Genomic DNA, 26740 nt, shown 5'->3' with positions numbered 1-26740 from the left:
GGACCATCCTACAGATATGAAAACGGGGGCCTTCGCGCCCCCGTTTTGCATTTGTGGTTGTGATTTGCGGGCTCTGGGCGTGCGGTTCTTACTTTGCGCGCCCGCTAGAAGCGCAAGCTCTGGAGGATCCGCGACAAATAAGTGAACCGAGGCGGGGCAGGTGCGAGAGATTGCGGACAGGATCACTAAGGTTAATCGCGTCCGGACTCCGCTCAGAGCCAGTCGCGCAGGATGGGGATCAGCGGGATATCCGCTGGCGGCATCTCGTAATCGCGCAGATCGCGCGCCCGCGCCCAGGCGAGCGTTTGTCCCTCGCGGGGGCTGACGATCCCCTGCCACCGGCGGCAGGCAAAGAGCGGCATCAGCAGGTGAAAGTCGTCATAGGCGTGGCTGGCGAAGGTCAGCGGCGCGAGGCAGCTCTGATGGGTCTGGATGCCCAGTTCTTCGTCCAGCTCCCGGATCAGCGCGGCCTCGGGAGTCTCGCCCGGCTCGACCTTGCCACCGGGAAACTCCCACAGACCTGCCATCGACTTGCCCTCGGGGCGCTGTGCCAGAAGCACGCGCCCGTCGGCGTCGATCAGGGCGACGGCGGATACCAGAACCATCTTCACGAACGATAATCCGCGTTAATGTCGATGTAGCGGTGGGTGAGATCGCAAGTCCAGACCGATTTCGATGCGCGACCGAGCCCGAGATCGACGCCAATCACCAACTCGTCATTCTTCATATAGGCGCTCGCGGCCTCCTCGGAGTAATCCGGCACGCGCCAGCCTTTCTCGGCCACCACCATGTCCCCGAAGGAAATCTTGAGCTTGTCGCGATCGGCCTCGGCCCCGGACTTGCCGACGGCCGCCACGACGCGGCCCCAGTTCGCATCCTCGCCCGCGATTGCGGTCTTCACCAGCGGCGAATTCGCGATCGACATCGCGATCTTATGTGCGTCCTCGTTCGAGCGCGCCCGCGTCACGCGGATCTCGACGAACTTGGTGGCGCCTTCGCCGTCTTTCACGACCTGATGCGCGAGATCCATCATCACGCCGCGCAGACCGGCCTCGAACGCCTTCGCCGGCTCCGAGCGCAGATCGGCGATCTCGGCGGCGTCGGATTTCCCGGTCGCCGCGACGATCAGCGCATCCGAGGTTGACGTATCGCTGTCCACGGTGATCGCGTTGAACGTGTCATCCACCTGCCGCGACAGCATCTTTTGCAGCCGCGCCGGCGTGATTTTCGCATCGGTAAAGATATAGACCAGCATCGTCGCCATGTTCGGCGCGATCATCCCGGAGCCTTTGGCGATCCCGGCGATCTTGATCTTGCCGCCCTCGCCCTGAACTTCGGCAAAGGCGCCTTTGGGATAGGTATCGGTCGTCATGATCGCGCGCGCGGCATCCTCGATCCCGGCAGGGGAGAGGCGCTGCGTCAGGCTGTCGATCACCGCGACGATCTTGTCATGGGGAAGCGGCTCGCCAATGACCCCGGTGGAGGAGGAGAACACGCGGCTGATCGGCATGTCGAGCGCCTGAGCCACCGCTCCGGTGACCTTGTCGACGCTCTCCTGACCGCTTTTCCCGGTGAACGCGTTGGCATTGCCGGAGTTGACAATGATCGCGGCACCGGCGTCGTCCGGCGCGCGCATCGCAAGCTTTTCCTGACAATCGAGAACGCAGGCCGCGCGGGTGGAGGACGTGGTGAACACGCCCGCGATCGAAGCGCCCGGCGCAATCCGCGCCAGCATCACGTCGGTGCGACCGGCATATTTGACCCCCGCCGCAGCGGAGGCGAATTCGACCCCCGCGATTTCCGGAAGATCGGGAAATTTCGCGGGGGCGAGCGGCGAGATCGTGACCGATTTCGCCTTGGTCTGTGCCGCAGGCGCGGCAGGGGCGGGCGCGTCGGAAAGGTCGGACTTCAGCGCCTTCACCTTGGCGCGGAGCTTTTTGACCTTGGCCTTCAGCTCCTTGGTGTCCTTCGACTTTTTCTTCGCCATCGCGCCCGCCTTTTGATCGATCAGTTGCTACCCAGAATGGACTGATCTTTCAGAACGCTCGGATCAATCCCGTCGGTCATCTTGTCGATTTTGGCTTCGTCCACAACAGCCTTTACGCGGTTTTGCACAGCCTCCTGACGAATATCGCCCACCAGCTTCTTGCGCACATCGGCCAGTTTCGGGGCATCGACCATCTTGGTGCCGAGCAGCTTCACCACGTGCCAGCCGTATTGGGTCTGGATCGGACCGGCGACTTCGCCTTCCTTCATGCCCGCGACCTCGTCCGCGAAGGGCTTGACCATCGCGTCGAGCTTAAACCAGCCCAGATCGCCGCCATTCGCCGCAGCGCCATCGGTCGAGTTCTTCTTCGCCAGTTCCGCGAAGTCGGCGCCGTTATCGATCTCTTTCTTGATCTTCTCGGCCTCTTCCTTGGTTTTCACGATGATATGGGCGGCGTGATATTCCTTGGTCGGCTCGGCCTTGGCGTATTTCGCGTCATAGGCTTTCTGCACGGCTTCGTCGGTCACGGCCTTGTCGGCGGTGTAGTTGAGGAACGCACCCGACAGGTAAGCGCGCTTTTGCACTTCGAGGGCGATCTTATCGCGCTGGGTGATGCGCTTTTCCTCGAGCTGTGCGAGGGCGGTCTGCTGGATCAGCTGCTGCAGGACGCCGTCGAACAGCTTGTCGTCGGGGAGCTGCTGGTATTGCGCGGGCAGGCCGTCGCGCACGGTTTGCATCATGCCAAGCGTGATGTCCTGGCCATTGACGGTAGCCACGACAGTGTCGGCGCTCAGGTCGGTGCGCGGCTTGGCGGCGGTTTCCGATTTCGCGGTATCCCCAGCGGGTGCAGGCGCTTTTGCGTCCTCTGCCTGTGCGATTCCGGCAGTCATCGCGCAGATCGCTACGCTCGCAAGCAGTTTCGTCAGATTCGGCATCCTTGCCACTTCCTTTCTGCCGCGTCTTTAGGCGGCGTTGACACTCTGGCAGTCGCCCCTTACATCGCCAAGGGTCTGTAAGAGCCGTTTCGGCCTTGTTTCGCTAGCTCTTCTAGGCAAGCAAACCCTATGCGGCAAGGCACAGGGAATAACGATCTGGTCAGCTACCCTCGGAGATTACATGCTCGGCATCGGAACACTCGCGAAGAAGGTCTTCGGCACGTCGAATGATCGTAAGGTGAAATCGGTGCGCCCGCTGGTGGCCAAGATCAACGCGCTGGAGGAGGAATACGCAGCCCTCTCCGACGAACAGATCATCGAAAAGACGCGCGATTTTCAGCGCCGCGTGCAGGAAGAGGGCGAGAGCCTCGACAAGATTCTGCCCGAAGCCTTCGCCAACTGCCGCGAAGCCGCGAAGCGTGCACTCGGCCTGCGGGCCTTCGACGTGCAGCTGATCGGTGGCATCTTCCTGCATCAGGGCAACATTGCCGAGATGAAGACGGGCGAAGGGAAAACCCTCGTCGCGACCTTCCCGGCCTACCTGAACGCGCTGGCGGGCAAGGGCGTGCATGTCGTCACCGTGAACGACTATCTCGCGCGGCGCGACGCGGAATGGATGAGCAAGGTCTACGGTGCGCTGGGTCTGACCACCGGCGTCGTCGTGCCCTTCCAGGCCGAGCCCGAGAAGAAGCAGGCCTACGCCGCCGACATCACCTATTCTACGAATAACGAGCTCGGCTTCGATTATCTGCGCGACAACATGAAGACCTCGGTCGACCAGATGATGCAGCGCGGCCATTTCTACGCGATCATCGACGAGGTCGACTCGATCCTCATCGACGAGGCGCGCACGCCGCTGATCATCTCGGGCCCGTCCGACGACCGCTCGGAGCTGTATATCACGCTCGACAAGTTCATCCCGAGCCTGACCGAAGATCATTACACCATCGACGAGAAGGCCCGCACAGCGACCTTCACCGAAGAGGGCAACGACTTCCTCGAAAACCTCCTGCTGGAGGCAGGCGTTCTGCCCGAGGGGCAGTCGCTTTACGATCCGGAAAGCACGACCATCGTGCACCACGTCAACCAGGCCCTGCGCGCCCACAAGCTGTTCTTCAAGGATCAGAACTACGTCGTGCAATCGGGCGAGGTCGTGCTGATCGACGAATTCACTGGCCGCATGATGAAGGGGCGCCGCCTCTCGGAAGGGCTGCATCAGGCGATCGAAGCCAAGGAAGGCGTCGATATTCAGCCCGAGAACGTGACGCTCGCCTCGGTCACCTTCCAGAACTACTTCCGTCTCTACGAAAAGCTGGGCGGCATGACCGGCACCGCGGCCACCGAGGCCGAGGAATTCGCCGAGATCTACTCGCTGGGCGTGGTCGAGATTCCGACCAACCGTCCGATCGCGCGGAAAGACGAACATGACCGCGTCTACCGCACGGCGCAGGAGAAATACGACGCTGTCGTTGAGGCGATCAAGAAGGCCCACGAGAAGGGGCAGCCGATGCTGGTCGGCACCACCTCGATCGAGAAATCCGAGATGCTCTCGGATATGCTCAAGAAGGCCGGTATCAAGCACAACGTCCTCAACGCCCGTCAGCACGAGCAGGAAGCGACCATCGTCGCCGAGGCCGGTCGTCTGGGTGCGGTGACCATTGCGACCAACATGGCTGGCCGCGGCACTGACATTCAGCTCGGCGGTAATGTCGAGATGCGCGTTCAGGACGAACTCGCTGCGAATCCCGACGCCGATCCCGAAGAGGTCCGCAAGCGGATCGACGCGGCGACCGCCGAGGAAAAGGCGAAGGTTCTGGAAGCGGGCGGCCTGTTCGTTCTCGCGACCGAGCGCCACGAAAGCCGCCGCATCGACAACCAGCTGCGCGGCCGTTCGGGCCGTCAGGGTGACCCGGGCCGTTCGCTGTTCTTCCTGTCGCTGGAAGACGACCTGATGCGGATCTTCGGCTCCGACAAGCTCGATTCGGTCCTCTCGAAGCTGGGCATGAAAGAGGGCGAAGCGATCGTCCACCCGTGGGTGAACAAGTCGCTCGAGCGTGCGCAGGCGAAGGTCGAAGGCCGCAACTTCGACATCCGCAAGCAGCTTCTGAAATTCGATGACGTGATGAACGACCAGCGGAAAGCGGTCTTCTCGCAGCGTCGCGAAATCATGGAAACCGAAGAGGTCGGCGAGATCACCCGCGACATGCGCGTGCAAGTGATCGAAGATCTCGTGGACCGCTACATGCCGCCGAAATCCTATGCCGATCAATGGGATGTCGAAGGGATGCATCAGGCGGTGATCGAGCAGCTCAACCTCGACGTTCCGATCGCGGAATGGGCCGAGGAAGAGGGCGTCGATCAGGAGGTCGTCACCGAGCGTCTCGAAGAGGCGACCGATACGCTGATGGCCGAGAAAGCCGAAGCCTTCGGTGCCGACACGATGCAGATGATCGAAAAGCAGGTCCTGCTGCAGATCATCGACGCGAAATGGCGCGAACATCTGGTTACGCTCGATCAGCTGCGCCAGACCATCGGTTTCCGCGGTTATGCGCAGCGCGATCCGCTGTCGGAATTCAAGACCGAGGGCTTCCAGCTGTTCGAGATCATGCTCGACAGCTTGCGCTCGGACGTGACCCAGCAGCTGGCCCGCATCCGCCCGCTAACCGAAGAAGAGCAGGCGCAGATGATGCAAGCGCAACAGCAGCAGCTCGCGCCCGCCGAGGCGCCGGCGGCCGAGGCTGCGCCCGAGGTCGAGGTGGTGGGAGAGCCGCTGCCGGGCTTCGACGAGACCAATCCGGCAACCTGGGGCGAGCCGTCGCGGAACGATCCCTGCCCCTGCGGCTCGGGCAAAAAGTTCAAGCATTGCCACGGGCAGCTCGTTTGACACAACTCTGACGAGAATATGGCAAAGTTGAGGCGGCTTCGGCCGCCTTTTCCATATCTTGTTGGAGTCGTTGACTCTCTTGGCAGGGTGACCCCACCCAAAGCCAGCTATGGGTGCACGATTTCCCCAATCGCGCCCCAGCTTCGCCGCTTTCGGCCATTAGGAAAAAATTAAGCAGTTTTCTAAGACCGAGTTCGAGGCGGCGATGCGCACCATTCGCAAGATTTCCATGATCGGAGCGACATTCCTGCTCGCCGCCGCGACTGGTCATGTGATGCAAAGCGTGGGCCCGCGTCCGCAACTCGGTGCGTCTTTGGTCGCCAGCTCGGTCGGAAGCGAGTCGTGGGAAAAGCGTGTCGCGCCGCCCCGCGAAGAGCCAAAGGTCCGGCTGATTTCGAAAACCGTGCTGCGCAATCCTCCGGTCTATCATTTTGCGGCCGATCCCGGCGTCGGGATCGTTCCGGCGACTGTGCGCACCTCTGGCGACCAGTTCAACGCGCCTCTGCCGCAACCGATGCCGCTGAAAACCGGTGCCGCCGATTGCGACAACGCGGTGCTGTCGGTGAGCCCAGTCGGAGACGGCTTGACCAAGCTGGAACTGAACGCGCCGTGCCATCCCGATACGAATCTGGCGATCCGTGACGAATCGCTCTCGATCGCGGGGCAAACGGATGCGTCGGGGGTTTTCGAGGCGGTACTGCCGCTTCTCGCGCCCACGACATCGCTGCAAGTCACTGCTGACGGTGCGATGATCGCGCAGCTGGAAGCCGGAGCCTCCGGCCTTGATAAGATCAACCGGGCGATCTGGGTGACTAAGGCCGAGAGCCCTTTGCATCTCAACGCCTATGAGAACGGCGCGCAGTTCGACGACGCTGGCCACCTCGACGCGACGAAGCCGCGTTCGCCGGACACGTCGCTGGGCGGGTATATGCAAAGCTTCACCGCCGCCGATGGCAAGCGCATCGAGATCTATACTGCGCCCAAGACCCTTACAGATCTCCGGCTGCAGTTGGAGGCGAGTTTTCCGCCCGAGGATTGCGGTAAATCCGTCGGCGGGCGTCTGATGCGGATGCATGGCACGGGGACTGCCGCGATGCCGATCACGCTCGATCTGCCCGCTTGCCCCTCCGATGGCGGCACGGTGGTTCTGCCGCTTGACGGGTTCGAAATTCAGGGCCTGACCGCTCAAAAATAACCCTCCGAGCGTAGGCTGATCTCGCAATCCTTGCCGAGGATCAGGTGATCATGCAGCACGATGCCGAAGAGCTTCGCTGCCTCGTCGATCTGTCGGGTCAGGACGATGTCCGCCTCTGACGGAGTGGGATCGCCAGAGGGATGATTATGGACGAGGATCAGCGCCGAGGCATTTGCCTCCAGCGCACGCTTCATCACCTCGCGCGGATAGACCGGGACGTGATCGACCGTGCCGCGGCCCTGTTCCTCATCCGCGATCAGCGCGTTTTTCCGATCCAGCAGCAGCAGGCGAAATTGCTCCGTCTCGGCATGGGACATCGCCATGTGGCAGTAATCGACAAGCGCCTGCCACGAACTGAGCACGGGGCGATGCATCACCTTCGACCGCGCGAGCCTTTGTGCTGACGCCTCGATCAGCTTCAACTCGATCACCACAGCCTCCCCGACACCGGTCACCTGTCGCAGCCGGTTCGGCGGGGCGGAGATCACCCGCCCGAAATCGCCAAAGGTCTGGATCAGGCGGCGGGCGAGGGGCTTCACATCCTGCCGGGGAATGGCGCGAAACAGCACCAGTTCGAGTAGCTCGTAATCGGGCAGGGCCCGCGCGCCGCCTTCCATGAACCGCGTGCGCAGCCGGTGCCGGTGGTCAAGCAGATAGGAAGGTTTGGACGCACGTGTCGGGGGGCGGATCGCGGTGCTACCGGCAAACAGCGGTAGTGGAGGTTCCTGCATATGATGCGGCGTCTGGTCCATGAAACAGACCATGAACGATTCGGATTGAAGAAAGCCTTAATCGCCCTCGGTCAGACCAAGAAAAAAGGCGCCCGAAGGCGCCTTTCCTATGTCTGTCACTGGGTCATGCCATCCCAGAAGCTTTTGACTTTCTTAAAGAAACTCGCACCTTCCGGGTTGTTCTCGGCTTCGATCCCCTGGAACTCCTTGAGGATTTCCTTCTGCCGTGCGGTCAGGTTCACCGGGGTTTCGACGGCCAGTTCGATGAACATGTCGCCGGACCCGCCGCCGCGCAGCGCGGGCATACCCTTGCCGCGAAGGCGCATCTGGCGGCCCGATTGGCTGCCTGCCGGGATTTTAACGCGGCTGCGGCCACCGTCTATCGTCGGCACTTCGACCTCGCCCCCAAGGGCTGCGGTCGCCATGCTGACCGGCACGCGGCAATGCAGATCGGTGCCTTCGCGTTCGAAGATCGCGTGCGGCTGGACCTCGATGAAGATGTAGAGATCTCCCGACGGACCACCACGCAGCCCCGCCTCGCCTTCGCCGGCGTGACGGATGCGGGTGCCGGTCTCGACCCCCGGAGGGATGTTGACCTGAAGCTGGCGATCAACCTCCACGCGGCCTGCGGCATGGCAGACCTTGCAGGGGTTCTTCACCACCTGACCCTGACCACCGCAGGTCGGGCAGGTCCGCTCTACCGTGAAGAAGCCGTTCTGCGCGCGCACCTTGCCCAGACCGGAACAGGTCGGACAGGTCTGCGGCTCGGAGCCGCCCTCCGCGCCGGAGCCGTTACACGCCGTACAGGCGGCCGAGCTCGGCACGTTGATCGTCTTGTGGGTGCCGCGATACGCCTCTTCAAGCGTGACGCGCATGTTGTAGCGCAGGTCGGAGCCTCGCTGTGCGCGCGAACGCCCACCGCCGGGACCGCCTCTGCCGCCGCCCATGAAGTCGCCGAACAGGTCTTCGAAGACGTCGGAGAAGGCGGAGGCGAAGTCGCCCTGACCGCCCGCGCCGCCATAACCGCCGCCCGGACGCCCGCCGCCCATGCCGCCTTCGAACGCCGCATGACCGAACCGGTCGTAAGCCGCCTTCTTCTCGGCGTCCTTGAGGACGTCATAAGCCTCGTTCACTTCCTTGAACTGGGCCTCGGCATCGGGATTGTCGGAATTGCGATCGGGATGAAGCTCTTTCGCCTTCTTGCGATAGGCTTTCTTGATCTCTTCGGCCGAGGCGCCTTTGGCAGTTCCCAGAACGTCGTAATAGTCGCGTTTTGCCATTGGTTACCCCCTTGGCGGAACGCAGGCGGGCCCGCCCTTGGAAAAGGCAGGCCCGCCCGACATTCCATGCGCAATTACTTGCGCTCGTCCTCGCCCAGATCTTCGAAGTCAGCGTCGACGATATCGTCATCGACATCGCGCGGGCTGTCTTCGTCGTTGGAGCTCTCGCCCTGACCGGCTTTCTCCTGCTCGGCCTTGTAGATGGCCTCGCCGAGTTTCATCGCCGCATCCGTCAGGTTCTGGATCGCGCCTTTGATCTTGCCGGCTTCATCGGTCTTGAGGGCTTCCTCAAGCGCGTTGGCCGCGAGTTCGATCGCTTCGACGGTCGAGGCATCGACCTTGTCGCCATGCTCTTCGAGCGACTTGCGGGTCGAGTGCAGCAGCGATTCGCCCTGGTTCTTGGTTTCGACCAGTTCCTTGCGGGACTTGTCCGCGTCGGCGTTCGCCTCGGCGTCCTGAACCATTTTTTCGATCTCTTCGTCGGACAGGCCGCCGGACGCCTGGATCGTGATCTTCTGCTCCTTGCCGGTGCCCTTGTCCTTCGCCGAAACGGAGACAATACCGTTCGCGTCGATGTCGAAGGTCACTTCGATCTGCGGCATGCCGCGCGGGGCCGGCGGGATGTCCTCGAGGTTGAACATGCCGAGCATCTTGTTGTCGGCAGCCATCTCGCGCTCACCCTGGAAGACCCGGATCGTCACCGCGTTCTGGTTGTCTTCCGCAGTGGAGAACACCTGGCTCTTCTTCGTCGGGATCGTCGTGTTGCGATCGATCAGGCGGGTGAACACGCCACCCAGCGTCTCGATGCCGAGCGACAGCGGCGTCACGTCGAGCAGGACGACGTCTTTCACGTCACCTTGCAGAACACCCGCCTGAATGGCCGCACCGAGCGCCACGACCTCATCCGGGTTCACGCCCTTATGGGGCTCCTTGCCGAAGAAGCCGGTCACTTCCTGCACGACTTTCGGCATACGGGTCATACCGCCGACGAGCACGACTTCGTCGATCTCGTCCTTGGAGACGCCGGCATCCTTCAGCGCGGCGGCGCAGGGCTTCAGCGAGGCCTTGATGAGATCGCTCACGAGGCTCTCCAGCTTCGCACGGGTCAGTTTCATGACCATGTGCAGCGGAGTGCCGTCCTTGCCCATCGAGATGAAGGGCTGGTTGATCTCGGTCTGGCTCGAGCTCGACAGTTCGATCTTCGCTTTCTCGGCAGCTTCCTTCAGACGCTGCAGCGCCATCTTGTCCTTGGTGAGGTCAACGCCATGCTCTTTTTTGAACTCGTCAGCGAGGTAGTTGACGATGCGCATGTCGAAGTCTTCACCGCCGAGGAACGTATCGCCGTTGGTCGATTTCACTTCGAAGAGACCGTCGTCGATCTCGAGGATGGTGATGTCGAAGGTACCGCCGCCGAGGTCATAGACCGCGATGGTTTTCGATTCTTTCTTGTCGAGGCCATAGGCCAGCGCAGCCGCGGTCGGCTCGTTGATGATGCGCAGCACTTCGAGACCGGCGATCTTGCCAGCGTCTTTGGTGGCCTGACGCTGAGCGTCGTTGAAGTAGGCGGGCACGGTAATGACGGCCTGCGTGACTTCTTCGCCCAGATAGCTCTCGGCGGTTTCCTTCATCTTCTGAAGGATCACGGCCGAAACCTGTGCGGGGGAATATTTCTCGCCCTTCACTTCGACCCATGCGTCGCCATTGCCGCCGTCGACGATGGAATAGGGAACGAGTTTCTTGTCCTTCTCGACTTCCGCGTCCGTGGTGCGGCGACCGATCAGGCGCTTCACGGCGAAGACGGTGTTCGAGGGGTTGGTGACCGCCTGGCGTTTCGCCGGCTGGCCGACCAGACGTTCGTCGTCAGTATAGGCGACGATCGAGGGGGTGGTGCGTGCCCCTTCGGAGTTTTCGATCACTCGGGGCTGTGCGCCATCCATGATGGCGACGCAGGAGTTCGTGGTCCCGAGGTCGATACCAATGACTTTACCCATGATGTTACCTCTCTTGGCGATATGACGGGGAACGGGTCCATTCAGGCCCCCGGCCCCTATCCCTTGGGTTTCGGTTTCATGTTCTGCTATCTGGCGGTGTGGTCCGCCATCGGCTTCGAAGCGTATATAAGGAGGGGAAAATCGGCCTGCAAGAAGGCTCCCCCGAGGAAGATTGCGAGAAAATGACAGAAAATCCGAAACACGCAATATCTCGCCCCGACCCGCAGGAGATCCGTGGCTTCCGGCATTACCCCGGCTGGCTCGGTCTCGAGGAGCAAAAGGCGCTGATCGAGACGCTGCGTAGCGTCGTGACGCAGGCACCGCTTTTCTCGCCGATGACCCCTTACGGCAAGCCGATGTCGGTGCGCATGACCTCGGCCGGGCGCTTCGGCTGGATCTCCGACCGACGCGGCTACCGATATTCCGAGACTCATCCCGACGGGCAGCCGTGGCCCGCGATTCCGCAACCGATCCTCGATATCTGGGAGGCGGTCTCGGGCACGAGTCGCGCCCCCGAATGCTGCCTCATCAACTTCTACGGCGAAGGTGCGAAGATGGGGATGCATCAGGATCGCGACGAGCAGGATTTCGACCAGCCCGTTGTCTCGGTCTCGCTGGGCGATGACGGGCTGTTCCGCATCGGCAACCGTACCCGCGGCGGAAAGACCGAAAGCATCTGGCTGCGTTCGGGCGACGTGATGGTGATGGGGGGCGAGGCGCGGCTCCTTTATCATGGAATCGACCGCGTGAAGCCCGGCACCTCGCCGCTGATGCCGAAGGGCGGGCGGATCAACCTGACGATGCGCGTCGTGACCTGAGGCCTGTGCGGGCTGCGCCGGCGGGAGCCTCCGGCGGGGATATTTTCATCAAGAGGAAGGGGCGCGTCAGAAAGAGCCGCGCGGCAACGGCGTCGTGCCCGTGTTATAGGGCGTCCAGTCCTCGACATCCGGGTAGTATTTCCGCCGCCACGCCCGCACGCGCGGGTTCATCCGGCGGCGCCAGAGCGGCGGGATCATCGCGAGCGCCGTCATACCGGGATAGCCGAAGGGCAGCTGCGGGGCTTCCTCGGCATCGTAGGTCTGCAGCAGCGGGAAGCGGCGATCGGGTTTGTAATGGTGATCTGAGTGGCGCTGCAGGTTGATCAGCAGCCAGTTCGAGGCCGTGTGATCGGCGTTCCAGCTATGGCGCGGGAGGACATGTTCGTAACGCCCCTCGCCCTTGTATTGCCGGGTCAGGCCGTAATGCTCGACATAGTTGGTCAGCTCCAGCTGCCAGACCGCGAAAAAGGCCTGCAGCAGGAACAGGCCGAGCCCCATCCATCCGCCGAGCAGCGCCGCCACGACCAGCGCCAGCACCTGCAATGCGCCGTAGCGCCAGAACGGGTTGGAGCGGTGCCAGACCGGGCGGCCCGCGCGGCTCAGTTTCAGCTTCTCGGCTTTCCAGGCGGAGCGGGGGCATTCAAAGATCACCCGCCAGAAGAAGCGGTGAAACCCTTCGTTGTAGCGTGCCGAGACCGCATCGCGCGGCGTGCCGACCCAGAGGTGATGGACCAGCAGATGCTCGGTCCGGAAATGGGAATAAAGGACTGTGGCCAGCAGCAGGTCGCCCAGCCAGCGTTCCAGCCTGGACTTCTGGTGCAGCAATTCGTGCGCGTAGACTATGCCGATCGTGCCCGAGATCACGCCCACGCCGAACATCAGGGCGACGATCTCGAAGCCGTTCAGGTGATCGGTATGCGTCACCCACCAGATCGTGCCGAAGATCACTGCCGCCTGAATCGGGAACCAGATCAACGTGATTGCGCGGTACCAGAACAGGTCGTCCTCGGGCGTTTCCGTGTCGGGCTGGTCCTCGTTATGCCCCAGCAGCTGGTCGAGCACCGTCGTCAGCCACCACGCATAGGCGGGCAGCAGGATCAGGGTCCAGCCGCCGACCCACGCCTCGATCCCCGCCAGCGGCACGGTGCCGAGCGATAGCCAGAAGGGCAGGGCGTGCGAGGGGCGGCGGATTTCGTCGCGGCTGGACATCGGGGCCTCGTGAGCGATGCGGGCGCGGTCATACTAGCCGAACGCTAACCCGATACAATCATTCAGCTTGCGACCCATCGGCGCTCTGCGCGGCATCCCAGACCTTGCGCATCAGGATGGGTAGATCGCCCGGACGGAAATCTGTCCGCGAGGTCATGGACTCGGTCTCCTTGCGGGCGACATGGACCTGAAGGATCAGATGGAAATGGGTGAAGGTGTGGCGCACCTCGACGGGGGAGAGAATCCAGTCGGCCTGCACCGGCGGGGCGGGTGTCGGCGCGTCGGACCAGTCCGAGCCGGGAAAGCCCAGCGTGCCGCCCAGAAGTCCCTTGTCCGGGCGACGTTCCAGCAGCACGTCGCCTTGAGCGTTCATCACCACATAGGCAAAGCCGCGACGGGTCGGCTTTTCTTTCTTTGGGGCTTTGCGCGGCAGCGTCTCGGCAATACCGGCGGCACGCGCGGTGCAACTGTCGATCAGCGGGCAGATGCCACAGGCCGGGTTGCGCGGCGTGCAGATCGTCGCGCCCAGATCCATCATCGCCTGAGCGAAATCTCCGGGTCGGTCCTCGGGCGTGATCTGCGCGGTCAGGTCGGTCAGTTCCGCTTTCGCGCCGGGAAGGGGCGTGTCGACGGAGAAGAGGCGCGAAACCACGCGCTCCACATTGCCGTCGACCACGGCGACGGGCTCGTCATAGGCGATTGCGGCGATGGCTGCGGAGGTATAGGGGCCGATGCCGGGCAGCTTTTGCAGTTCCGCTGCGCTCTCGGGGAAGCGCCCGTTCATCTCATCCGCCACGACACGCGCGCATTTCAGCAGGTTGCGGGCGCGGGCGTAATAGCCGAGCCCCGCCCATTCTGCCATCACGTCGCCGTCTTCGGCTGCCGCCAATGCACCTACATCGGGCCAGCGCTCGGTGAAGCGGCGGAAATAGTCGCGCACGGCGGCGACCGTGGTCTGCTGCAGCATCACCTCGGAGAGCCAGACGCGGTAGGGGTCGGGTCGCTCGCCCTCTGCCCGATCCGCAGGCGATACGCGCCACGGCATGACGCGGGCATGGGTGTCGTACCAGTTGAGCAGGGTTTCGCCGATTGCCCCTTTACCGTCACGCAATGTTTATGCTCCCCTCTTGCCGACCGGTTGGCCCGGCCCGATGTGCTGCCTAGAATGGGATGGATCAAGAGGAACCGCCCCGAATGAGTAAAAGCGACCCGCAAAAGACGCCGGATCGGCGGATGCGTGGCTTTGAAGCCGCGGGCGGGCTGCTGCGCAACCGGATCCGAGCCGCGGGCGAAGCGCGGGGTTTCGCGGTGTCGCGTCTGCTGACCCATTGGGCCGAAGTCGTGGGTCCTGAGACGGCGGCGCAATGCCGCCCGGTGAAGATCGGCTACACGAAAGGCGGCTTCGGGGCGACCCTTACCCTGCTGACCACCGGGGCGGCGGCGCCGATGCTGCAGATGCAGCTGCCGCAAATCCGTGACAAGGTGAATGCCTGCTACGGCTATAACGCGATCTCGCGTATCTCGCTGACGCAGACGGCGCCGACCGGCTTTGCCGATGGTCAGGCGCAATTCGCACCGAAACCGAAACCTGAACCCAAGGCGCCCGATCCCCGTATCATCGAAGAAGCGAAGGCGCGCGTTGCGGAATGTAGCGATGCCGGTCTGAAATCGGCGCTGGAAGAACTGGCAAGAAACGTTCTATCGAAGTCCGCAGAGCGGGCTGGACAGAAGAAAGGCAGATAAATGAGCAAAACTCTTTCGATCCTCGGCGGCGCGGCCGTTATGGGCCTCCTCGCTACGGGCGGCTGGTACGCCAGCCAGCATAGCGAAGCGAGCCTGATCACTGCGGCGCAAGCGCAGGAAGCCACGGCGAGCAAAGATGTCGAGACTCTGCCCGACGTGGTTCTCGGTCAGGAAGATGCGCCGGTCACGGTGATCGAATACGCCTCCTTCACCTGCCCGCACTGTGCGGAATGGCACAAGGTCGAGTATCCGCAACTGAAGAAGAACTACATCGATACCGGCAAGGTGAAGTTCATCCAGCGCGAAGTCTATTTCGACAAGTTCGGCGTCTGGGCGGGTCTGATCGCGCAGTGCGGCGGCGACCCGAAATATTACGCGATCTCGGACATGATCTATAACAAGCAGAAGGAGTGGATCGGCGACGGCAAGCCGCAGACCATCGCGGACAATCTGCGCAAGATCGGCCTGCAGGCCGGGCTGAGCAACGATCAGGTCACCGCCTGCATGAACGACGAGAAGCGCGCTGAGAAGATGGTCGCGACCTTCCAGAAGAACGCGGGCGACGACAAGATCGACGCGACGCCGACCTTCATCATCGATGGCGAAAAGCATTCCAACATGGCTTGGGACGACTTCAAGAAGATTCTCGACGACGAGCTGGCGAAGCAAGCCAACTGAGCTTTTGTACAGATCAAGCGAAGGCCGGCCCCGCGGGGCCGGCCTTTCTCATATCCCGAGTTGGTCGAGCGCGGCGTCGAGCTCTGCGGAGTCGTCGATCGCAAGTCGCACGGGCAGCGCGAGAACCTTCGGACGGAAGCTGTCGGGCAGGCGCACCGCATCCTTCTCGGTCGTGACCATCTGCGCGCCGAGCATGTCGGCCTCCGTCTCGATCCGCTGCAAGAGGCGCGCCGTGAAAGGCTGGTGATCTTCCAGCGCCTCGCCGCGCAGCAGGTTAGCCCCGAGACCGCGCAGCGTGGCGAAGAATTTCTCGGGATGGCCGATGCCCGCGAAGGCGAGGACGGGAAGCCCTTCCCAATCCATGCCCGTCTGCAGCGGCGCGAGTTGGCCCGTCAGGTGCGGTTTCGAAATTCTGGAACCCCAGAAATTCGTGAAATCTTCTTGTGCGGTCTCCGGTCCGATAGACAGCAGGAAGTCCGCGCGGGCCATCCCAGCCTCGATCGGTTCGCGCAGCGGTCCGGCGGGCAGACACCGCCCGTTGCCGAAACCCTTATGGGCGTCGACCACCACGATGGAGATGTCTTTCTCCAGCATGGGGTTCTGATGGGCGTCGTCCAGAACGATCACCTGTGCCCCGGCGGCGACCGCGGCGCTCGCCCCGGCAGCGCGGTCTCGCGCGACCCAGACCGGTGCGAAGGCGGAAAGCAGCAACGGCTCGTCTCCGGTCTCTTCGGCGCGGTGGCTGCGCTCGTCGACCCGCACCGGCCCTTCGAGCGATCCGCCATAGCCGCGTGTGACTACATGCGCCGTCACACCGCGTGCCGCCAGCCGCTGCACCAGCCAGATCACCGTCGGCGTCTTGCCCGTCCCGCCCGCGTTGATATTGCCGACCGAGATCACCGGCACGTCGAGCCTCAGACCCGGCTGCGCCACACGCCGCTTCGTCATCGCTGCGTAGATTGCCCCAAGCGGAGACAGCAGCCGCGCCCGCAAGCCCGGCGCATCGGGGGCGTTGAACCAGAAACCGGGCGCGCCCATCACGCCACCCTTGCGGGCTGAGTGCCCGACAGGATCTCGGCAAGATCGCGGGCGATGGTCTCCACCGCACCGGCCCCGCCAGACGTCACGGCCCAGGCGTTATGGGCGAGTTGGGCGGAGCGTTCGGGCGCGATCAGGTCGGCCACCACTTCGGGCAGATCCTCCGGCACCACGACGCCGCGACAGGCTTTCGCGGCCTCGAGCCGCAGGTAATCCTCGCGGAAAGGCGCAAGTTTCGGGCCATGCAGGATCGCCGAGCCAAGTGCCGCCGCCTCGACCGGTGAGCGCGGCGACTGTGCGGTCCCGGACAGAGTGCCGCCCATGTAGCTGAGCGCGGCGAGCCGATACCACAGCCCGTATTCCTGCGCGTCGTCCGCGATGAAAATCTCGGTCGTCAGTTCCGGCTCGCCCTCGAGAGAGCGGCGCGCGACCGACCAGCCCTCGGCGGTCAGTTGCGCGGCAAGGGTTTCGCCTTGGGATTCATCATCCGGCACGAGCAGAAGCAGCAGCCGATGCGCGTGGCGCTGAGCGTAGCGATGCGCCGCCGTCACCGGGCCGACTTCGGCCTCGGGCACGGCTGCGGCCAGCCAGACCGGACGCGCGCCCATCGACTCGGCCATCGAGGCGCGCTCGGCCTCGGACCCGTGAAGCGGCTGCGGTGGCTCGCCGAGCGCGCCATCATTGACCACGATTACCGGGCCGCTCAATCGGTCGTCCACCCGTTCTAGGCTCGCCTCGTCTCGCAGGTAAATGCGGTCGATTCGGCCCAGCAGCGCCAGCGAGACGTCGTCGAGCCGCAGCCCGTCCTGCCCGCCGAATTTCGCGTCGGCCAGCACGCTGGCGATACCGCGGGTTTGCGTCTCCGCGATCAGGGCGGCGGGCAGCGTTTCGTCCATGATGAGCACGAGATCGGGGCGCCACGCATCCAGCACGAGACGGACGGAGGCAGGGCGATCCTCGGGGGCGGCGCGCAGGAAAACCTGATCGGGCAGCCCATCCGGCGCGCTCTCCGAGCCGCGCACCGTCATCGCGATGCGGATATCGGGCATCCGCGCCGCGACCCTGCGCGCGACCAGCCCGGCGGCCTCCGCGCATGTCCCCGCAGCCCAGATCCACAGTAGCGGGGCGTCGGCGCGATCTTCCCCCTGACCGGCCTCGACCGCGGCTTTCGCCTTGGGTCCCGCAGGACGCAGGGCCGAGAGCCGCAGTCTGAGCCAGAGAGGAAGAGAGCCCGCCATGCCAGCCTTAGCTGCCGAGCTCTTCGGTGGTCGAAACCTCGAGCTCTTCGTCGCGCAGGCGATGCAGGTGCGCGATGAAGTAGCGAGTGTGGGCGTCGTCGACGGTACGCTGCGCCTCGGCCTTCCACGCGGCATAGGCGGAAGCGTAGTTCGGATACATCCCGACGATATGGATATCGTCGACATTCTTGAATTCGGTGCGGCTCGGGGTCACCAGCTCGCCGCCGAAGACGAGGTGAAGACGTTGCGGGGTCTTTTTGGCCATGTGAACTCCTGTCGGCTTTTCTGCGGCGCAGAGATTACGCTTTGCCCTCACCCTTCACAAGGAGAGGGCCGGGGCCGCACGTAGCCGTTACCGCGCCAGTCCCAGAGACTCCAGATATTCCGCGCCTTTTCTCACCCCAATCTCGTCATTCACTTCGAGGATCAGGCGAGGCATCTTGGGCAGCTTGCCAAGCGCCTTGAACACCGAATGCCACGCGATCGTGCCCTCGCCCGGGTGCCAGTGGCGGTCGCCATAGCCGTCGATATCCTGCAGGTGGACATGCTCCAGCGCCGCGCCCGCCGCATGGACGAACACATCGACCGGCGGCGCGCCGCAGCGGCGATGCATGAACTGCGCATGGCCCGTATCGAGCGAAACCTTCACCGCTTCGCTCTTCATCTTCGCGGCCAGTTCGACGCGAAGGTTCGGCGTGATGTCCTCGCAATTCTCGATGACCAGCGTCACGCCCAGTTCCTCTGCCCTTTCGATCACCGGGGTGAGGACATAGCGCACGCGTTCGACCTGAATGAACGCGTTCGCGGGGTTCTGCTCCAGATCGGCCTCCTTCCAGAGGGTGTAGGGCGAGTGGATCACCATCTGATCGCCGCCCAGTTCCGCCGTGATCTCCAGCACACGCAGCATCCGGTCGCGAATGATCTCGACGATCTCCGGGTCGGCGCAGTCGATGTTGAAGGAGGTGAACGGCCCATGCAGCCCCAGCCGTCCGGTATAGCCGTCGAGCAGGTCTTTCGCGCGTGCCACCATCTTGCGCAGGTCCGCATCCGTCGCGTTCGGCCAGCAGAAGCTCTGCAATTCCAGATCGCGCTGATCGGCGACGATCCAGTCGCGATGATGCGCGAGCATATCGAGGCTCAGCGCAGCGCCGAGCAGCGGTAATTCCTTGGCCATGGGGTCCTCCTCCGGATCGGATGCTCGCGCAAGCCGCGGGGCTTTTCAATCCCGTGAGCGCGCTATATCGGAACGTCATGAAACGCAGCTTGCCCGAGTTTTACGAGTCCATGGTGGAGAACGGGGATCTCAACCCCGATCCCGCCCAACGCTCCATTTTGCCCGAACTGGAGCGCGTGCGCCGCGCGCTGGAAAATGCCCCCGCCGCCGAGCCGGTGAAACGCGGCTTCTTCAAGCGCAAGATCAAGCCGGTCGAAGGCGTGCGCGGACTCTATATCTGGGGCGGTGTAGGGCGCGGAAAATCCATGCTGATGGACCTGTTCTTCGGCCAGACCGACGTGCCGAAACGCCGGGTGCATTTCCACGCCTTCATGCAGGAAGTCCAAGGCAAACTCGACGATGCGCGCCGCGCCAATACCGTGGATGCGATGCGCCCCGTGGCCGAAGAGGTGGCGGGCTCGCTGCGGCTGCTGTGCTTCGACGAGATGCAGATCACGGACATTGCCGATGCGATGATCGTGGGGCGTCTGTTCGAGGCTCTGTTCGAGCGCGGCGTGACCATCGTCACCACCTCGAACCGCGTGCCCGAGGACCTCTACAAGAACGGGCTCAACCGGCAGCTATTCCTGCCCTTTATCGGGCTGATCCGCGAGAAGCTCGACGTCTACGAGTTGGCCTCCGAAAACGATTACCGACAGAACCGTCTGGCAGGCCAACAGGTCTATTTCACGCCTGCGGGCCGCGAAGCGCGCACGAAGATGGATGCGCTTTGGGACGAGCTGACCGGGGGCGATCATCACGGCAAGCTCGATATCCCGGTGAAGGGACGCACGGTCGAAATCCCGCATTTCCACAACGGGGTCGGTCGTGCGAGCTTCTGGGATCTCTGCGCGCAGCCGCTGGGTCCTGCGGATTACCTCGCCATCGCGGATGCGGTGAAGGTGCTGTTGCTCGATGATATCCCGCTGCTCTCGGCCTCCAACTTCAACGAGGCGAAGCGCTTCGTCACGCTGATCGACGCGCTCTACGAGGCCAAGGTCCGGCTGATCTGTTCGGCCGCGGACGAGCCCGAGCGGCTTTACGTCGAAGGCGAAGGCACGTTCGAATTCGAGCGCACCGCCAGCCGCCTGCGCGAGATGCAGGCAGACGGCTGGGCGGCGGAGGCTTAAGCCAGCATCTCCGCCAGAAGCGGGCGCACCTTGGTGCCGTAAAGCTCGATCGTCTTGCGCAGATGCGCGGGGTTCTGCGGCCCGCCGCTGTATTTCAGCGTGAATCGCGACAGACCCAAGGCTTTCACCGTCCGCGCGATCTTGCGCGCCACGGTTTCCGGGCTGCCGACGTAGAGCGAGCCATGCTCGATCTCCGACAGGTAGGCCTCGCGCCGGAATGGCGGCCAACCGCGCGAGCGCCCGATCATGTCATGCATCCGCGCGTAGCCTTCGTAGAACTCTTCCTGCGCGATCTCGTCGGTCTCGGCGATATGGCCGGGAGAGTGGACACCGATCTTGCCGGGCTTGGTGCCCAGCTGCTCATGCGCGCGGTGATAGAGGTCGACATGCGGTTTGAACCGGGTCGAATCCCCGCCGATGATCGCCAGCATCAGATCCATCTGCATCGCGGCGGTCTCGACCACCGATTGCGGCGAGCCACCGACCCCGCGCCAGATGCGCAGCGGCGTCTCGGGGCGGGGATAGACTGTGACGTTCTTCAGCGGCGGGCGCATCTGCGCATCGAAGCTGACCTTCTCCTGCGTCGCAAGCAGATGCAGGATCTGCGACTTCTCGGCGAACAGCGCCTCGTAATCGTTCAGGTCGAGCCCGAAGAGCGGGAAGCTCTCGGTAAAGGAGCCGCGCCCGATGGTGATCTCGGCCCGCCCCGGCGCCAGCGCGTTCAGAGTGGCGAAGCGCTGGAACACGCGGATCGGATCGTCCGAGGACAGAACCGTCACGGAGGTGCCCGCCTTGATCTTTTCGGTGCGCGCGAGGATCGCAGAGAGGATCGGCTCGGTCGAGGAGATTGCGAAATCGGGGCGGTGATGTTCGCCCAGACCGATGTAATCGAGCCCGACCTGATCGGCGAGCTCGCCTTCGGCCAGCGTGTCGCGGATCACCTCGGCATGGCTGCGCAGCAGGCCGTCCTCGCCGCGCGTCACATCGCCGAACGTGTCGATCCCAAGCTCAAGCTGCATGGTGGTCTCCTTTCCTGTTCACGCGAAGATAGGGGCGCGGGCGCAGGTGAGCCACCGGCATACTCGCACAGAGCTCGTGCAAGGCCGCAGCTTCAGCCGTTCTCGCGCAGCACCCGGCCCGCAAGGTAGAGCGAGCCGCAGATCAGGATGCGGGCATGCGGATGGATCGCGACGATCCCCGCGATGGCCGAGCCGACTGAGGCCGCCGGGCGTGCCTCGATGCCGACCGCGCGCGCCGCTTCGGCGGTGTCTTCCGCCGAGAGGGTGTTCGCCTCGCCAGGGATCGACACGGCTAGAAGGTTCGCTGCGTGAGGGGCCAGGGGACGCAGATACCCGGTCACGTCCTTGGTATTCAGCATGCCGCAGATCAGGTGGGTCGGGCGCTGCGGCAGCGTGCCCAGCGTCTTCGCGATCATGTCGCCCGCCGCCGGGTTATGCCCGCCATCGAGCCAGACCTCGGCCTCGGGCGCGCCGTCGACCAACGGTCCGTGGCGCAGCCGTTGCATCCGCGCGGGCCATTCGGCCTTCGTCACGGCTGCCTCGCAGGCGGCTTCGTCAAAGCCCAGGTGCCGCAGCGCCGCGAGCGCTGCCCCGGCATTCGCGATCTGATGCGGGCCGGGCAGGTTCGGCAGCGGCAGATCGAGCAAGCCGTTCTCGTCCTGGAAGATCAACCGGTCGCGCTCTTCCCAGACCTGCCAATGCTGGCCATGCACCAGAAGTGGCGCGCCGAGCTTTTCCGCCCGCGCTTCGATCACGTCGAGCGCCCCCTCCTGCTGGGGACCGACCACGCAGGCCACGCCGCGCTTGAGGATCCCGGCCTTCTCGCCCGCGATCTCGGCCAGCGTCTCGCCAAGGAATTGCTGATGGTCGATCGAGACCGGCGTGATGATGCTCAGCGCGGGTTTGTCGATCACATTGGTCGCGTCGAGCCGCCCGCCGAGACCCACTTCCAGCAGCGTGTAGTCCGCAGGCGTCCGGGCAAAGGCCAGAAGCGCCGCCGCCGTCGTCACCTCGAAGAAGGTGATCGGCTTGCCGCCATTCGCCGCCTCGACCTCATCGAGAAGCGCGGCGAGATCGTCCTCTGAGATCAGCGCTCCGGCGATCCGGATACGTTCGTGGAAGCGCGCAAGATGAGGCGAGGTATAGGCGTGGACGCGCTTGCCCGCAGCCTCCAGCCCGGCCCGGATCATCGCCTGGGTCGAGCCCTTGCCATTGGTGCCCGCGATATGGATTACCGGCGGCAGGTCGCGCTCGGGATGGTCGAGATCCTCAAGCAGCCGCTCCATCCGGTCGAGAGACAGGTCGATGACCTTGGGATGCAGCGCCATCAGGCGGTCGAGAATGTCATCGGAGCTTTGTGTCATCGGCCCCTCCGGCCTTAGATGGCGGACCGGAGAGGGGACGCTGCCCCCGCGGCTGGCGCCGCCCCCCGGGATATTTCAGCCAATACGAAGATCAGGTCTTGGGCTTCGCCTCGGCCTCGGGAGCTGCCTCGGCCACCGCTACCTCGGGGGCCTTCTCCGGCGCGGGCAGATCGCCCTTCACCGCAGGCGGCAGGTTCATCAGCATGCGCAGGATGGTGATCAGCTCGTCGCGCATCTTCATGCGATGCGTCACGCGGTCGAGCATCCCGTGATCGAGCAGATATTCGGCGCGCTGGAAGCCCTCGGGCAGCTTCTCGCGGATCGTCTGTTCGATCACGCGCGGGCCCGCGAAGCAGATCAGCGCGTTGGGTTCGGCGATATGCACGTCGCCCAGCATCGCGTAGGAGGCGGTCACGCCGCCGGTCGTCGGATGGGTCAGCACGACGATATAGGGAAGGCCCGCTTCCTTGAGCATCTGCACGGCGACGGTGGTGCGCGGCATCTGCATCAGCGACAGGATACCTTCCTGCATCCGCGCGCCGCCAGCCGCCGAGAACAGCACCAGCGGACGCTTGAGCTTCACCGCACGCTCGGCCGCCGCGATGATCGCGTTGCCGACATACATGCCCATCGATCCGCCCATGAAGGTGAAGTCTTGCGCGGCCGCGACGATCGGCGTGCGCCCGATCTCGCCCTCGGCCACCAGCATCGCCTCTTTCTCGCCGGTCGATTTCTGTGCCGCCTTCATCCGGTCCGGATAGCGTTTCTGATCCTTGAAATGCAGCGGATCGGCGATCGGTTCGGGCACTTTCACTTCGGAGAAGATGCCACCGTCGAACAGCGCCTCGAAGCGCACGCGGGGCGTGATCGCGAGGTGATGGTCGCAATTGGTGCAGACGTTCAGATTGTCCGACAGCTCCCGGTGGAACAGCATCGTCCCGCATTCGGGACATTTCGTCCAAAGGTTCTCGGGCACTTCGCGGCGCGAAAACAGCGAGTTAATCCGAGGACGGACGTAATTGGTGATCCAGTTCATCGTAAGAGCCTCTCGCTGGGGCAGGTCGGTTTGGCTTGAAATACGCCGCCCCTGCGTGAATTGCAATCAGACGCGCAGGGTGAGGCGGATCAACAGCCACGCGATCAACAGATGCAGCATGTCGAGAACGAGCCACGGCAAGAGGTCCCACAAGTCGCGCGTATTGATCACGATCGTGTAGAGCGCCAGCCCGTCGAGCTGGCCGTAGAAGCCCACGAGGAAAAGCGAGCCGAAGTTATTGGCGAAATGCAGCGCGAGAGCGGCGCCGAGATTGCCGGTGCGCGCGGTCAGGTCGCTCGCGAGGCAGCCGAAGCCGAAGGCCCAGAGCGCGGGCCAGAACGCGTTACTGCCATAAGTGCCGGGCGAATAGTGCAGCGCCCCGAAGAGCGTCGAGGGCAGGACCATCCAGACCAGGGGGCTGCGCCAGCGCGCTGAGAGCTGCTGCAGCAGGTAGCCGCGAAACAGGACCTCTTCGGTGGCGATCTGGACGAACAGAAGCGGCAGTGCGATCGGCGCCCAGCCCAGCACGTTCATCAGCGGATTGGAGCGGGCCGTGGATTCGCTGAGCTGGGTGAGCGCGAAGGAGAAAAAAGCAAAGAGCAACAGCGTCGGCAGCACCTTCGCGAATGTCGAGAGGCTCTGCTTTCCGAACAACGTCGCCGCCGCGCGGTGGTGCAAGTGGCGGCTGACGAGGAAGGTCGCGATCAGAAGCGGCGCGAAGGTTGCAAGCAGGATGGCGAGGCCGCGCGGGGTCGAACCATGGGCGATTTCCTGAAACAGCCTGAGCATCGAAAAATCGTCGAGCATCGAGGAGAAGAACAGGATCATCGCCCAGCCGCTGAGCAGGTAGAAGGCGACGATCACGCCCAGTCCGAGCATCCCGCGCCAGATCTGGGAATAGGGTTTCGCAGGGGCCGCGAAAGCGTCGAGCGGCGCATATCGGTGGGTCCGCGCGATCACGACGCGGCCTTCGCGGAGAGGGGGACGGTTTCGGAGCGCGAGTGGGTCATCTGGGTCTTCCGCAAGGCTATGGGTCGGTGATAGCGGCTGCGGCCCCGTTGAGGCAACGGCTTTACTTTTTGCGGCGCGGGCAGGACAAGAGGCGGCTGTCTTCTGACCGGGGTGCAAATGTTTGAACTTCCTCTCGATCTGGTGGTGATGCTGATCGGCGCGGCTTTCGCGGCGGGGGTAGTCGATTCCATCGCGGGCGGGGGCGGGCTGATCACGGTGCCGGCGCTTTTGCTGGCGGGCGTGCCGCCGGTGCAGTCGCTCGCGACGAACAAGATTCAGGGCACGTTCGGCGCGGCGACGGCGGCGATTTCCTACGCGGCTTCGGGCCATGTGGTGCTGCGAAAACAGCTACTGGCCGCCGTGATCGGGTTCCTCGGAGGGCTCGCGGGGGCGCTTCTCGTGTCGCGCATCCCGACCGACAAGATCGAGATCGCCCTGCCGTTCATCCTCGTCGCAATCGCCGCGTTTTTCGCTTTGCGGCCTGGTTTGGACGACACGGATCGGGTGCAGCGTATTCGGCCCGGCCTGTTCACTGCCGCTTTCGTGCCGGTGATCGGCTTTTACGACGGTCTGATCGGGCCGGGGACGGGCTCGTTCTTCATGATCGGTTTCGTGACGCTGGCGGGTTACGGCGTGCTCAAGGCGACGGCGCATACGAAACTGCTGAACTTCTCGTCGAATATCGGGGGGCTGACGGGGTTCCTGCTGGTCGGCTCGCCGCTCTGGGTGCTCGGCATCGCGATGGGGCTGGCGCAGATCGCCGGGGCGCGGCTGGGCTCGCGGCTTGCGATGCGGGTGGGCGCGCGGCTGATCAAGCCGCTGCTGGTGACGACCTCGACGCTGCTGGCCGCGAAGCTGCTTTGGGACCTGATGTAGACCCTATCCCGGCACCTGCGACAGGATCGTGCGCAGCCGCGCGAAACTGCCCGCGATGCCGTCGGGGGCGGGTTCGGCAATGAAGGCGTCCAGCTCGGGCCAGACCTTGATCGCCGCGTCGATGCGTTTGTCCGAGCCTTCCGCATATAGCCCCGCCTGAATCATCATCTCGGCCCGGTCATAGGCGCCGAGCAGGCTGCGCGCCTTGCCGATCAGCCGGTTTTCCTCGGGATCCGCCGCGTCGGGCAGCGAGCGCGAGACCGAACGCAGCATATTGATCGCCGGGAAGCGCCCACGCTCCGCAATCTCGCGCTCCAGCACGACATGCCCGTCGAGCACGCCGCGGAGGATATCGGCGATCGGCTCGTCCATATCGGAACCGGCCACGAGGACCGAGAAGACACCGGTGATGTCGCCCTGACCTTCGGCGCCGGGGCCCGCGCGCTCGCCCAAGGCCATGATCTGATAGGAGGTCGAGGGCGGATAGCCGCGCAGCGAGGCGGGCTCGCCCCCGGCCAAAGCGACCTCACGATGGGCTTCGGCAAAGCGCGTGATCGAGTCGGCGAGGAACAGCACGTGCTGGCCCGCATCGCGGAAATGCTCGGCCACCGCCATCGCGGCCCAGGCGCAGCGGCGGCGCACCAGCGGCGACTGATCCGAGGTTGCGGCGACGATCACCGCGCGGGCCATCCCCTCCGGGCCAAGGGTCTTTTCGACGAATTCCCGCAATTCCCGGCCGCGTTCGCCGATCAGCGCGATGACGACGATATCGGCAGACACCCCGCGCGCGAAACTCGCCAATAGCGAGGATTTTCCGACGCCCGATCCCGCGAAAAGGCCGACCCTTTGGCCTTGGACCAATGGCAGCATCGTGTCGAAAGCGGCGAGTGACGTCTCCAACCGGCCGCCCAACCGCTTGCGCTGGGCGGCAGGCGGAGGGCTTGCGCGCAATTCGCGCTCGCGCGCGCCGTGGATCAGCGGTTGCCCGTCGAGCGGCTTTCCGAACGGGTCGATGATGCGCCCGACCCAGCTGTCATGCGGAGCGATCCCGCCCTGACCGAGCAGCTCCACCTCGTCGTCGATCGCCACGCCATCGGCGGCTCCGTCTGGCAGCACGGTGACCGCCCCGCGCGTCAGCGACAGAACTTCCGCGCCGATCTCGCGCCCGCTTTGGCAGCGAATCGTCGCGCGGTCGCCTAGGGCCGCCGAACGGTCGAGACCGCTGACCTCGATCATCCCGCGCCGCACCTCGCGCACGCGCCCGACGGCGTGGGCGCTGGCGATAGCGCGCATTTCGGCGTGCAACAGGTCGAATCCCGCAAATGCCATTCTGGCCTCCGATGTTCTCGAAAGGTTTTCTAAAC

At 64.0% G+C, this 26740-nt stretch carries 24 protein-coding genes; 7 read left to right on the top strand and 17 right to left on the bottom strand.

What is annotated here, in order from left to right:
• Positions 1–212: 212 nt before the first annotated feature.
• From mutT to B6V73_RS10830, 3 genes are read right to left on the bottom strand one after another with little or no spacing between them, the layout of a single operon-like run.
• Positions 213–611, bottom strand: coding sequence for an 8-oxo-dGTP diphosphatase MutT (gene mutT / locus B6V73_RS10840; protein ID WP_088725241.1), 399 nt, complete (start codon positions 609–611; stop codon positions 213–215).
• Positions 608–1987 (bottom strand): bifunctional glutamate N-acetyltransferase/amino-acid acetyltransferase ArgJ, encoded by a 1380-nt coding sequence (argJ, locus tag B6V73_RS10835; protein WP_088719889.1) that lies wholly within the window; start codon positions 1985–1987, stop codon positions 608–610. The genes mutT and argJ overlap by 4 nt, the downstream gene beginning before the upstream one ends.
• 20 nt (positions 1988–2007) lie before the next feature.
• Complete coding sequence (locus B6V73_RS10830) at positions 2008–2922, bottom strand: peptidylprolyl isomerase (protein ID WP_075775232.1); 915 nt, start codon at positions 2920–2922, stop codon at positions 2008–2010.
• Positions 2923–3103: 181 nt separating this feature from the next.
• On the opposite strand from B6V73_RS10830, the gene secA reads away from it, so the two are divergent.
• Complete coding sequence (gene secA, locus B6V73_RS10825) at positions 3104–5806, top strand: preprotein translocase subunit SecA (protein WP_088725240.1); 2703 nt, start codon at positions 3104–3106, stop codon at positions 5804–5806.
• A gap of 205 nt (positions 5807–6011) precedes the next feature.
• Entirely contained in the window at positions 6012–7001 is a 990-nt protein-coding gene (locus B6V73_RS10820) for a hypothetical protein (RefSeq protein ID WP_088725239.1), read from the top strand.
• Here the strand turns inward: B6V73_RS10820 and radC are convergent.
• The 3 genes from radC to dnaK form a co-directional block, all read right to left on the bottom strand.
• Complete coding sequence (gene radC, locus B6V73_RS10815) at positions 6992–7753, bottom strand: DNA repair protein RadC (protein ID WP_088725356.1); 762 nt, start codon at positions 7751–7753, stop codon at positions 6992–6994. The two genes, B6V73_RS10820 and radC, sit on opposite strands and share 10 nt — an antisense overlap.
• A gap of 95 nt (positions 7754–7848) precedes the next feature.
• On the bottom strand, positions 7849–9012 hold the full coding sequence (gene dnaJ / locus B6V73_RS10810) for a molecular chaperone DnaJ (protein ID WP_088725238.1): 1164 nt from the start codon (positions 9010–9012) through the stop codon (positions 7849–7851).
• A gap of 74 nt (positions 9013–9086) precedes the next feature.
• Positions 9087–11003, bottom strand: a complete 1917-nt coding sequence (dnaK, locus tag B6V73_RS10805) for a molecular chaperone DnaK (protein ID WP_088719886.1) — start codon at positions 11001–11003, stop codon at positions 9087–9089.
• A 182-nt stretch (positions 11004–11185) separates the two neighbouring features.
• Here dnaK and B6V73_RS10800 point away from each other — a divergent pair, with 182 nt between their 5' ends.
• Positions 11186–11821 (top strand): alpha-ketoglutarate-dependent dioxygenase AlkB, encoded by a 636-nt coding sequence (locus B6V73_RS10800; protein ID WP_075775237.1) that lies wholly within the window; start codon positions 11186–11188, stop codon positions 11819–11821.
• A gap of 66 nt (positions 11822–11887) precedes the next feature.
• On the opposite strand, the gene B6V73_RS10795 is transcribed toward B6V73_RS10800, so the two are convergent.
• Together B6V73_RS10795 and mutY are read right to left on the bottom strand one after the other, a co-directional pair.
• On the bottom strand, positions 11888–13030 hold the full coding sequence (locus B6V73_RS10795) for an alkane 1-monooxygenase (RefSeq protein ID WP_088725237.1): 1143 nt from the start codon (positions 13028–13030) through the stop codon (positions 11888–11890).
• 58 nt (positions 13031–13088) lie between these two features.
• The gene (gene mutY / locus B6V73_RS10790) at positions 13089–14141 is read right to left on the bottom strand and encodes an A/G-specific adenine glycosylase (RefSeq protein ID WP_088725236.1); all 1053 of its coding nucleotides are present in this window, start codon (positions 14139–14141) and stop codon (positions 13089–13091) included.
• An 83-nt stretch (positions 14142–14224) separates the two neighbouring features.
• Between mutY and B6V73_RS10785 the strand changes: the two genes are divergently transcribed.
• Complete coding sequence (locus tag B6V73_RS10785; protein ID WP_075775240.1) at positions 14225–14773, top strand: DUF721 domain-containing protein; 549 nt, start codon at positions 14225–14227, stop codon at positions 14771–14773.
• The gene (locus B6V73_RS10780) at positions 14774–15451 is read left to right on the top strand and encodes a DsbA family protein (RefSeq protein ID WP_075775241.1); all 678 of its coding nucleotides are present in this window, start codon (positions 14774–14776) and stop codon (positions 15449–15451) included.
• Positions 15452–15499: 48 nt separating this feature from the next.
• On the opposite strand, the gene lpxK is transcribed toward B6V73_RS10780, so the two are convergent.
• From lpxK to B6V73_RS10760, 4 genes are all read right to left on the bottom strand, one after another.
• Positions 15500–16489: a tetraacyldisaccharide 4'-kinase gene (gene lpxK / locus B6V73_RS10775; protein WP_088725235.1), complete on the bottom strand. Its 990-nt coding sequence runs from the start codon at positions 16487–16489 to the stop codon at positions 15500–15502.
• Positions 16489–17727, bottom strand: coding sequence for a glycosyltransferase N-terminal domain-containing protein (locus B6V73_RS10770; RefSeq protein WP_075775243.1), 1239 nt, complete (start codon positions 17725–17727; stop codon positions 16489–16491). Before B6V73_RS10770 ends, lpxK begins: the two co-directional genes overlap by 1 nt.
• Before the next feature lie 7 nt (positions 17728–17734).
• Positions 17735–17992, bottom strand: a complete 258-nt coding sequence (locus B6V73_RS10765) for a DUF4170 domain-containing protein (RefSeq protein WP_075775244.1) — start codon at positions 17990–17992, stop codon at positions 17735–17737.
• 87 nt (positions 17993–18079) lie between these two features.
• Positions 18080–18901: a sugar phosphate isomerase/epimerase family protein gene (locus tag B6V73_RS10760; RefSeq protein ID WP_088725234.1), complete on the bottom strand. Its 822-nt coding sequence runs from the start codon at positions 18899–18901 to the stop codon at positions 18080–18082.
• Positions 18902–18978: 77 nt separating this feature from the next.
• Between B6V73_RS10760 and zapE the strand changes: the two genes are divergently transcribed.
• Positions 18979–20070: a cell division protein ZapE gene (gene zapE, locus B6V73_RS10755; protein WP_075775459.1), complete on the top strand. Its 1092-nt coding sequence runs from the start codon at positions 18979–18981 to the stop codon at positions 20068–20070.
• On the opposite strand, the gene B6V73_RS10750 is transcribed toward zapE, so the two are convergent.
• The 4 genes from B6V73_RS10750 to B6V73_RS10735 form a co-directional block, all read right to left on the bottom strand.
• Positions 20067–21089, bottom strand: coding sequence for an LLM class flavin-dependent oxidoreductase (locus tag B6V73_RS10750; RefSeq protein WP_088725233.1), 1023 nt, complete (start codon positions 21087–21089; stop codon positions 20067–20069). The two genes, zapE and B6V73_RS10750, sit on opposite strands and share 4 nt — an antisense overlap.
• A gap of 92 nt (positions 21090–21181) precedes the next feature.
• The gene (locus B6V73_RS10745) at positions 21182–22453 is read right to left on the bottom strand and encodes a folylpolyglutamate synthase/dihydrofolate synthase family protein (RefSeq protein ID WP_088725232.1); all 1272 of its coding nucleotides are present in this window, start codon (positions 22451–22453) and stop codon (positions 21182–21184) included.
• Between the two features lie 91 nt (positions 22454–22544).
• Complete coding sequence (gene accD, locus B6V73_RS10740; RefSeq protein ID WP_075775248.1) at positions 22545–23489, bottom strand: acetyl-CoA carboxylase, carboxyltransferase subunit beta; 945 nt, start codon at positions 23487–23489, stop codon at positions 22545–22547.
• Positions 23490–23555: 66 nt separating this feature from the next.
• Positions 23556–24449 (bottom strand): type II CAAX endopeptidase family protein, encoded by an 894-nt coding sequence (locus tag B6V73_RS10735; RefSeq protein WP_088725231.1) that lies wholly within the window; start codon positions 24447–24449, stop codon positions 23556–23558.
• Positions 24450–24617: 168 nt separating this feature from the next.
• Between B6V73_RS10735 and B6V73_RS10730 the strand changes: the two genes are divergently transcribed.
• Positions 24618–25376 (top strand): TSUP family transporter, encoded by a 759-nt coding sequence (locus B6V73_RS10730; RefSeq protein ID WP_075775250.1) that lies wholly within the window; start codon positions 24618–24620, stop codon positions 25374–25376.
• 3 nt (positions 25377–25379) lie between these two features.
• Here B6V73_RS10730 and B6V73_RS10725 read toward each other — a convergent pair whose 3' ends face one another.
• Positions 25380–26705: a FliI/YscN family ATPase gene (locus B6V73_RS10725; RefSeq protein ID WP_088725230.1), complete on the bottom strand. Its 1326-nt coding sequence runs from the start codon at positions 26703–26705 to the stop codon at positions 25380–25382.
• Positions 26706–26740: the final 35 nt, after the last annotated feature.

This window comes from Thioclava sp. JM3, assembly GCF_002213185.1.
Taxonomy (GTDB): Bacteria; Pseudomonadota; Alphaproteobacteria; order Rhodobacterales; family Rhodobacteraceae; genus Thioclava; species Thioclava nitratireducens.
This window is presented reverse-complemented; position numbering and strand designations above follow the sequence as displayed.

Coding starts and splice junctions, on each gene's coding strand:
- argJ (WP_088719889.1), bottom strand. CDS start 1,987: ATGGCGAAGAAAAAGTCGAAGGACACCAAGGAGCTGAAGGCCAAGGTC.
- B6V73_RS10830 (WP_075775232.1), bottom strand. CDS start 2,922: ATGCCGAATCTGACGAAACTGCTTGCGAGCGTAGCGATCTGCGCGATG.
- secA (WP_088725240.1), top strand. CDS start 3,104: ATGCTCGGCATCGGAACACTCGCGAAGAAGGTCTTCGGCACGTCGAAT.
- B6V73_RS10820 (WP_088725239.1), top strand. CDS start 6,012: ATGCGCACCATTCGCAAGATTTCCATGATCGGAGCGACATTCCTGCTC.
- radC (WP_088725356.1), bottom strand. CDS start 7,753: ATGGACCAGACGCCGCATCATATGCAGGAACCTCCACTACCGCTGTTT.
- dnaJ (WP_088725238.1), bottom strand. CDS start 9,012: ATGGCAAAACGCGACTATTACGACGTTCTGGGAACTGCCAAAGGCGCC.
- dnaK (WP_088719886.1), bottom strand. CDS start 11,003: ATGGGTAAAGTCATTGGTATCGACCTCGGGACCACGAACTCCTGCGTC.
- B6V73_RS10800 (WP_075775237.1), top strand. CDS start 11,186: ATGACAGAAAATCCGAAACACGCAATATCTCGCCCCGACCCGCAGGAG.
- B6V73_RS10795 (WP_088725237.1), bottom strand. CDS start 13,030: ATGTCCAGCCGCGACGAAATCCGCCGCCCCTCGCACGCCCTGCCCTTC.
- B6V73_RS10785 (WP_075775240.1), top strand. CDS start 14,225: ATGAGTAAAAGCGACCCGCAAAAGACGCCGGATCGGCGGATGCGTGGC.
- B6V73_RS10780 (WP_075775241.1), top strand. CDS start 14,774: ATGAGCAAAACTCTTTCGATCCTCGGCGGCGCGGCCGTTATGGGCCTC.
- lpxK (WP_088725235.1), bottom strand. CDS start 16,489: ATGGGCGCGCCCGGTTTCTGGTTCAACGCCCCCGATGCGCCGGGCTTG.
- B6V73_RS10770 (WP_075775243.1), bottom strand. CDS start 17,727: ATGGCGGGCTCTCTTCCTCTCTGGCTCAGACTGCGGCTCTCGGCCCTG.
- B6V73_RS10765 (WP_075775244.1), bottom strand. CDS start 17,992: ATGGCCAAAAAGACCCCGCAACGTCTTCACCTCGTCTTCGGCGGCGAG.
- B6V73_RS10760 (WP_088725234.1), bottom strand. CDS start 18,901: ATGGCCAAGGAATTACCGCTGCTCGGCGCTGCGCTGAGCCTCGATATG.
- zapE (WP_075775459.1), top strand. CDS start 18,979: ATGAAACGCAGCTTGCCCGAGTTTTACGAGTCCATGGTGGAGAACGGG.
- B6V73_RS10750 (WP_088725233.1), bottom strand. CDS start 21,089: ATGCAGCTTGAGCTTGGGATCGACACGTTCGGCGATGTGACGCGCGGC.
- B6V73_RS10745 (WP_088725232.1), bottom strand. CDS start 22,453: ATGACACAAAGCTCCGATGACATTCTCGACCGCCTGATGGCGCTGCAT.
- accD (WP_075775248.1), bottom strand. CDS start 23,489: ATGAACTGGATCACCAATTACGTCCGTCCTCGGATTAACTCGCTGTTT.
- B6V73_RS10730 (WP_075775250.1), top strand. CDS start 24,618: ATGTTTGAACTTCCTCTCGATCTGGTGGTGATGCTGATCGGCGCGGCT.
- B6V73_RS10725 (WP_088725230.1), bottom strand. CDS start 26,705: ATGGCATTTGCGGGATTCGACCTGTTGCACGCCGAAATGCGCGCTATC.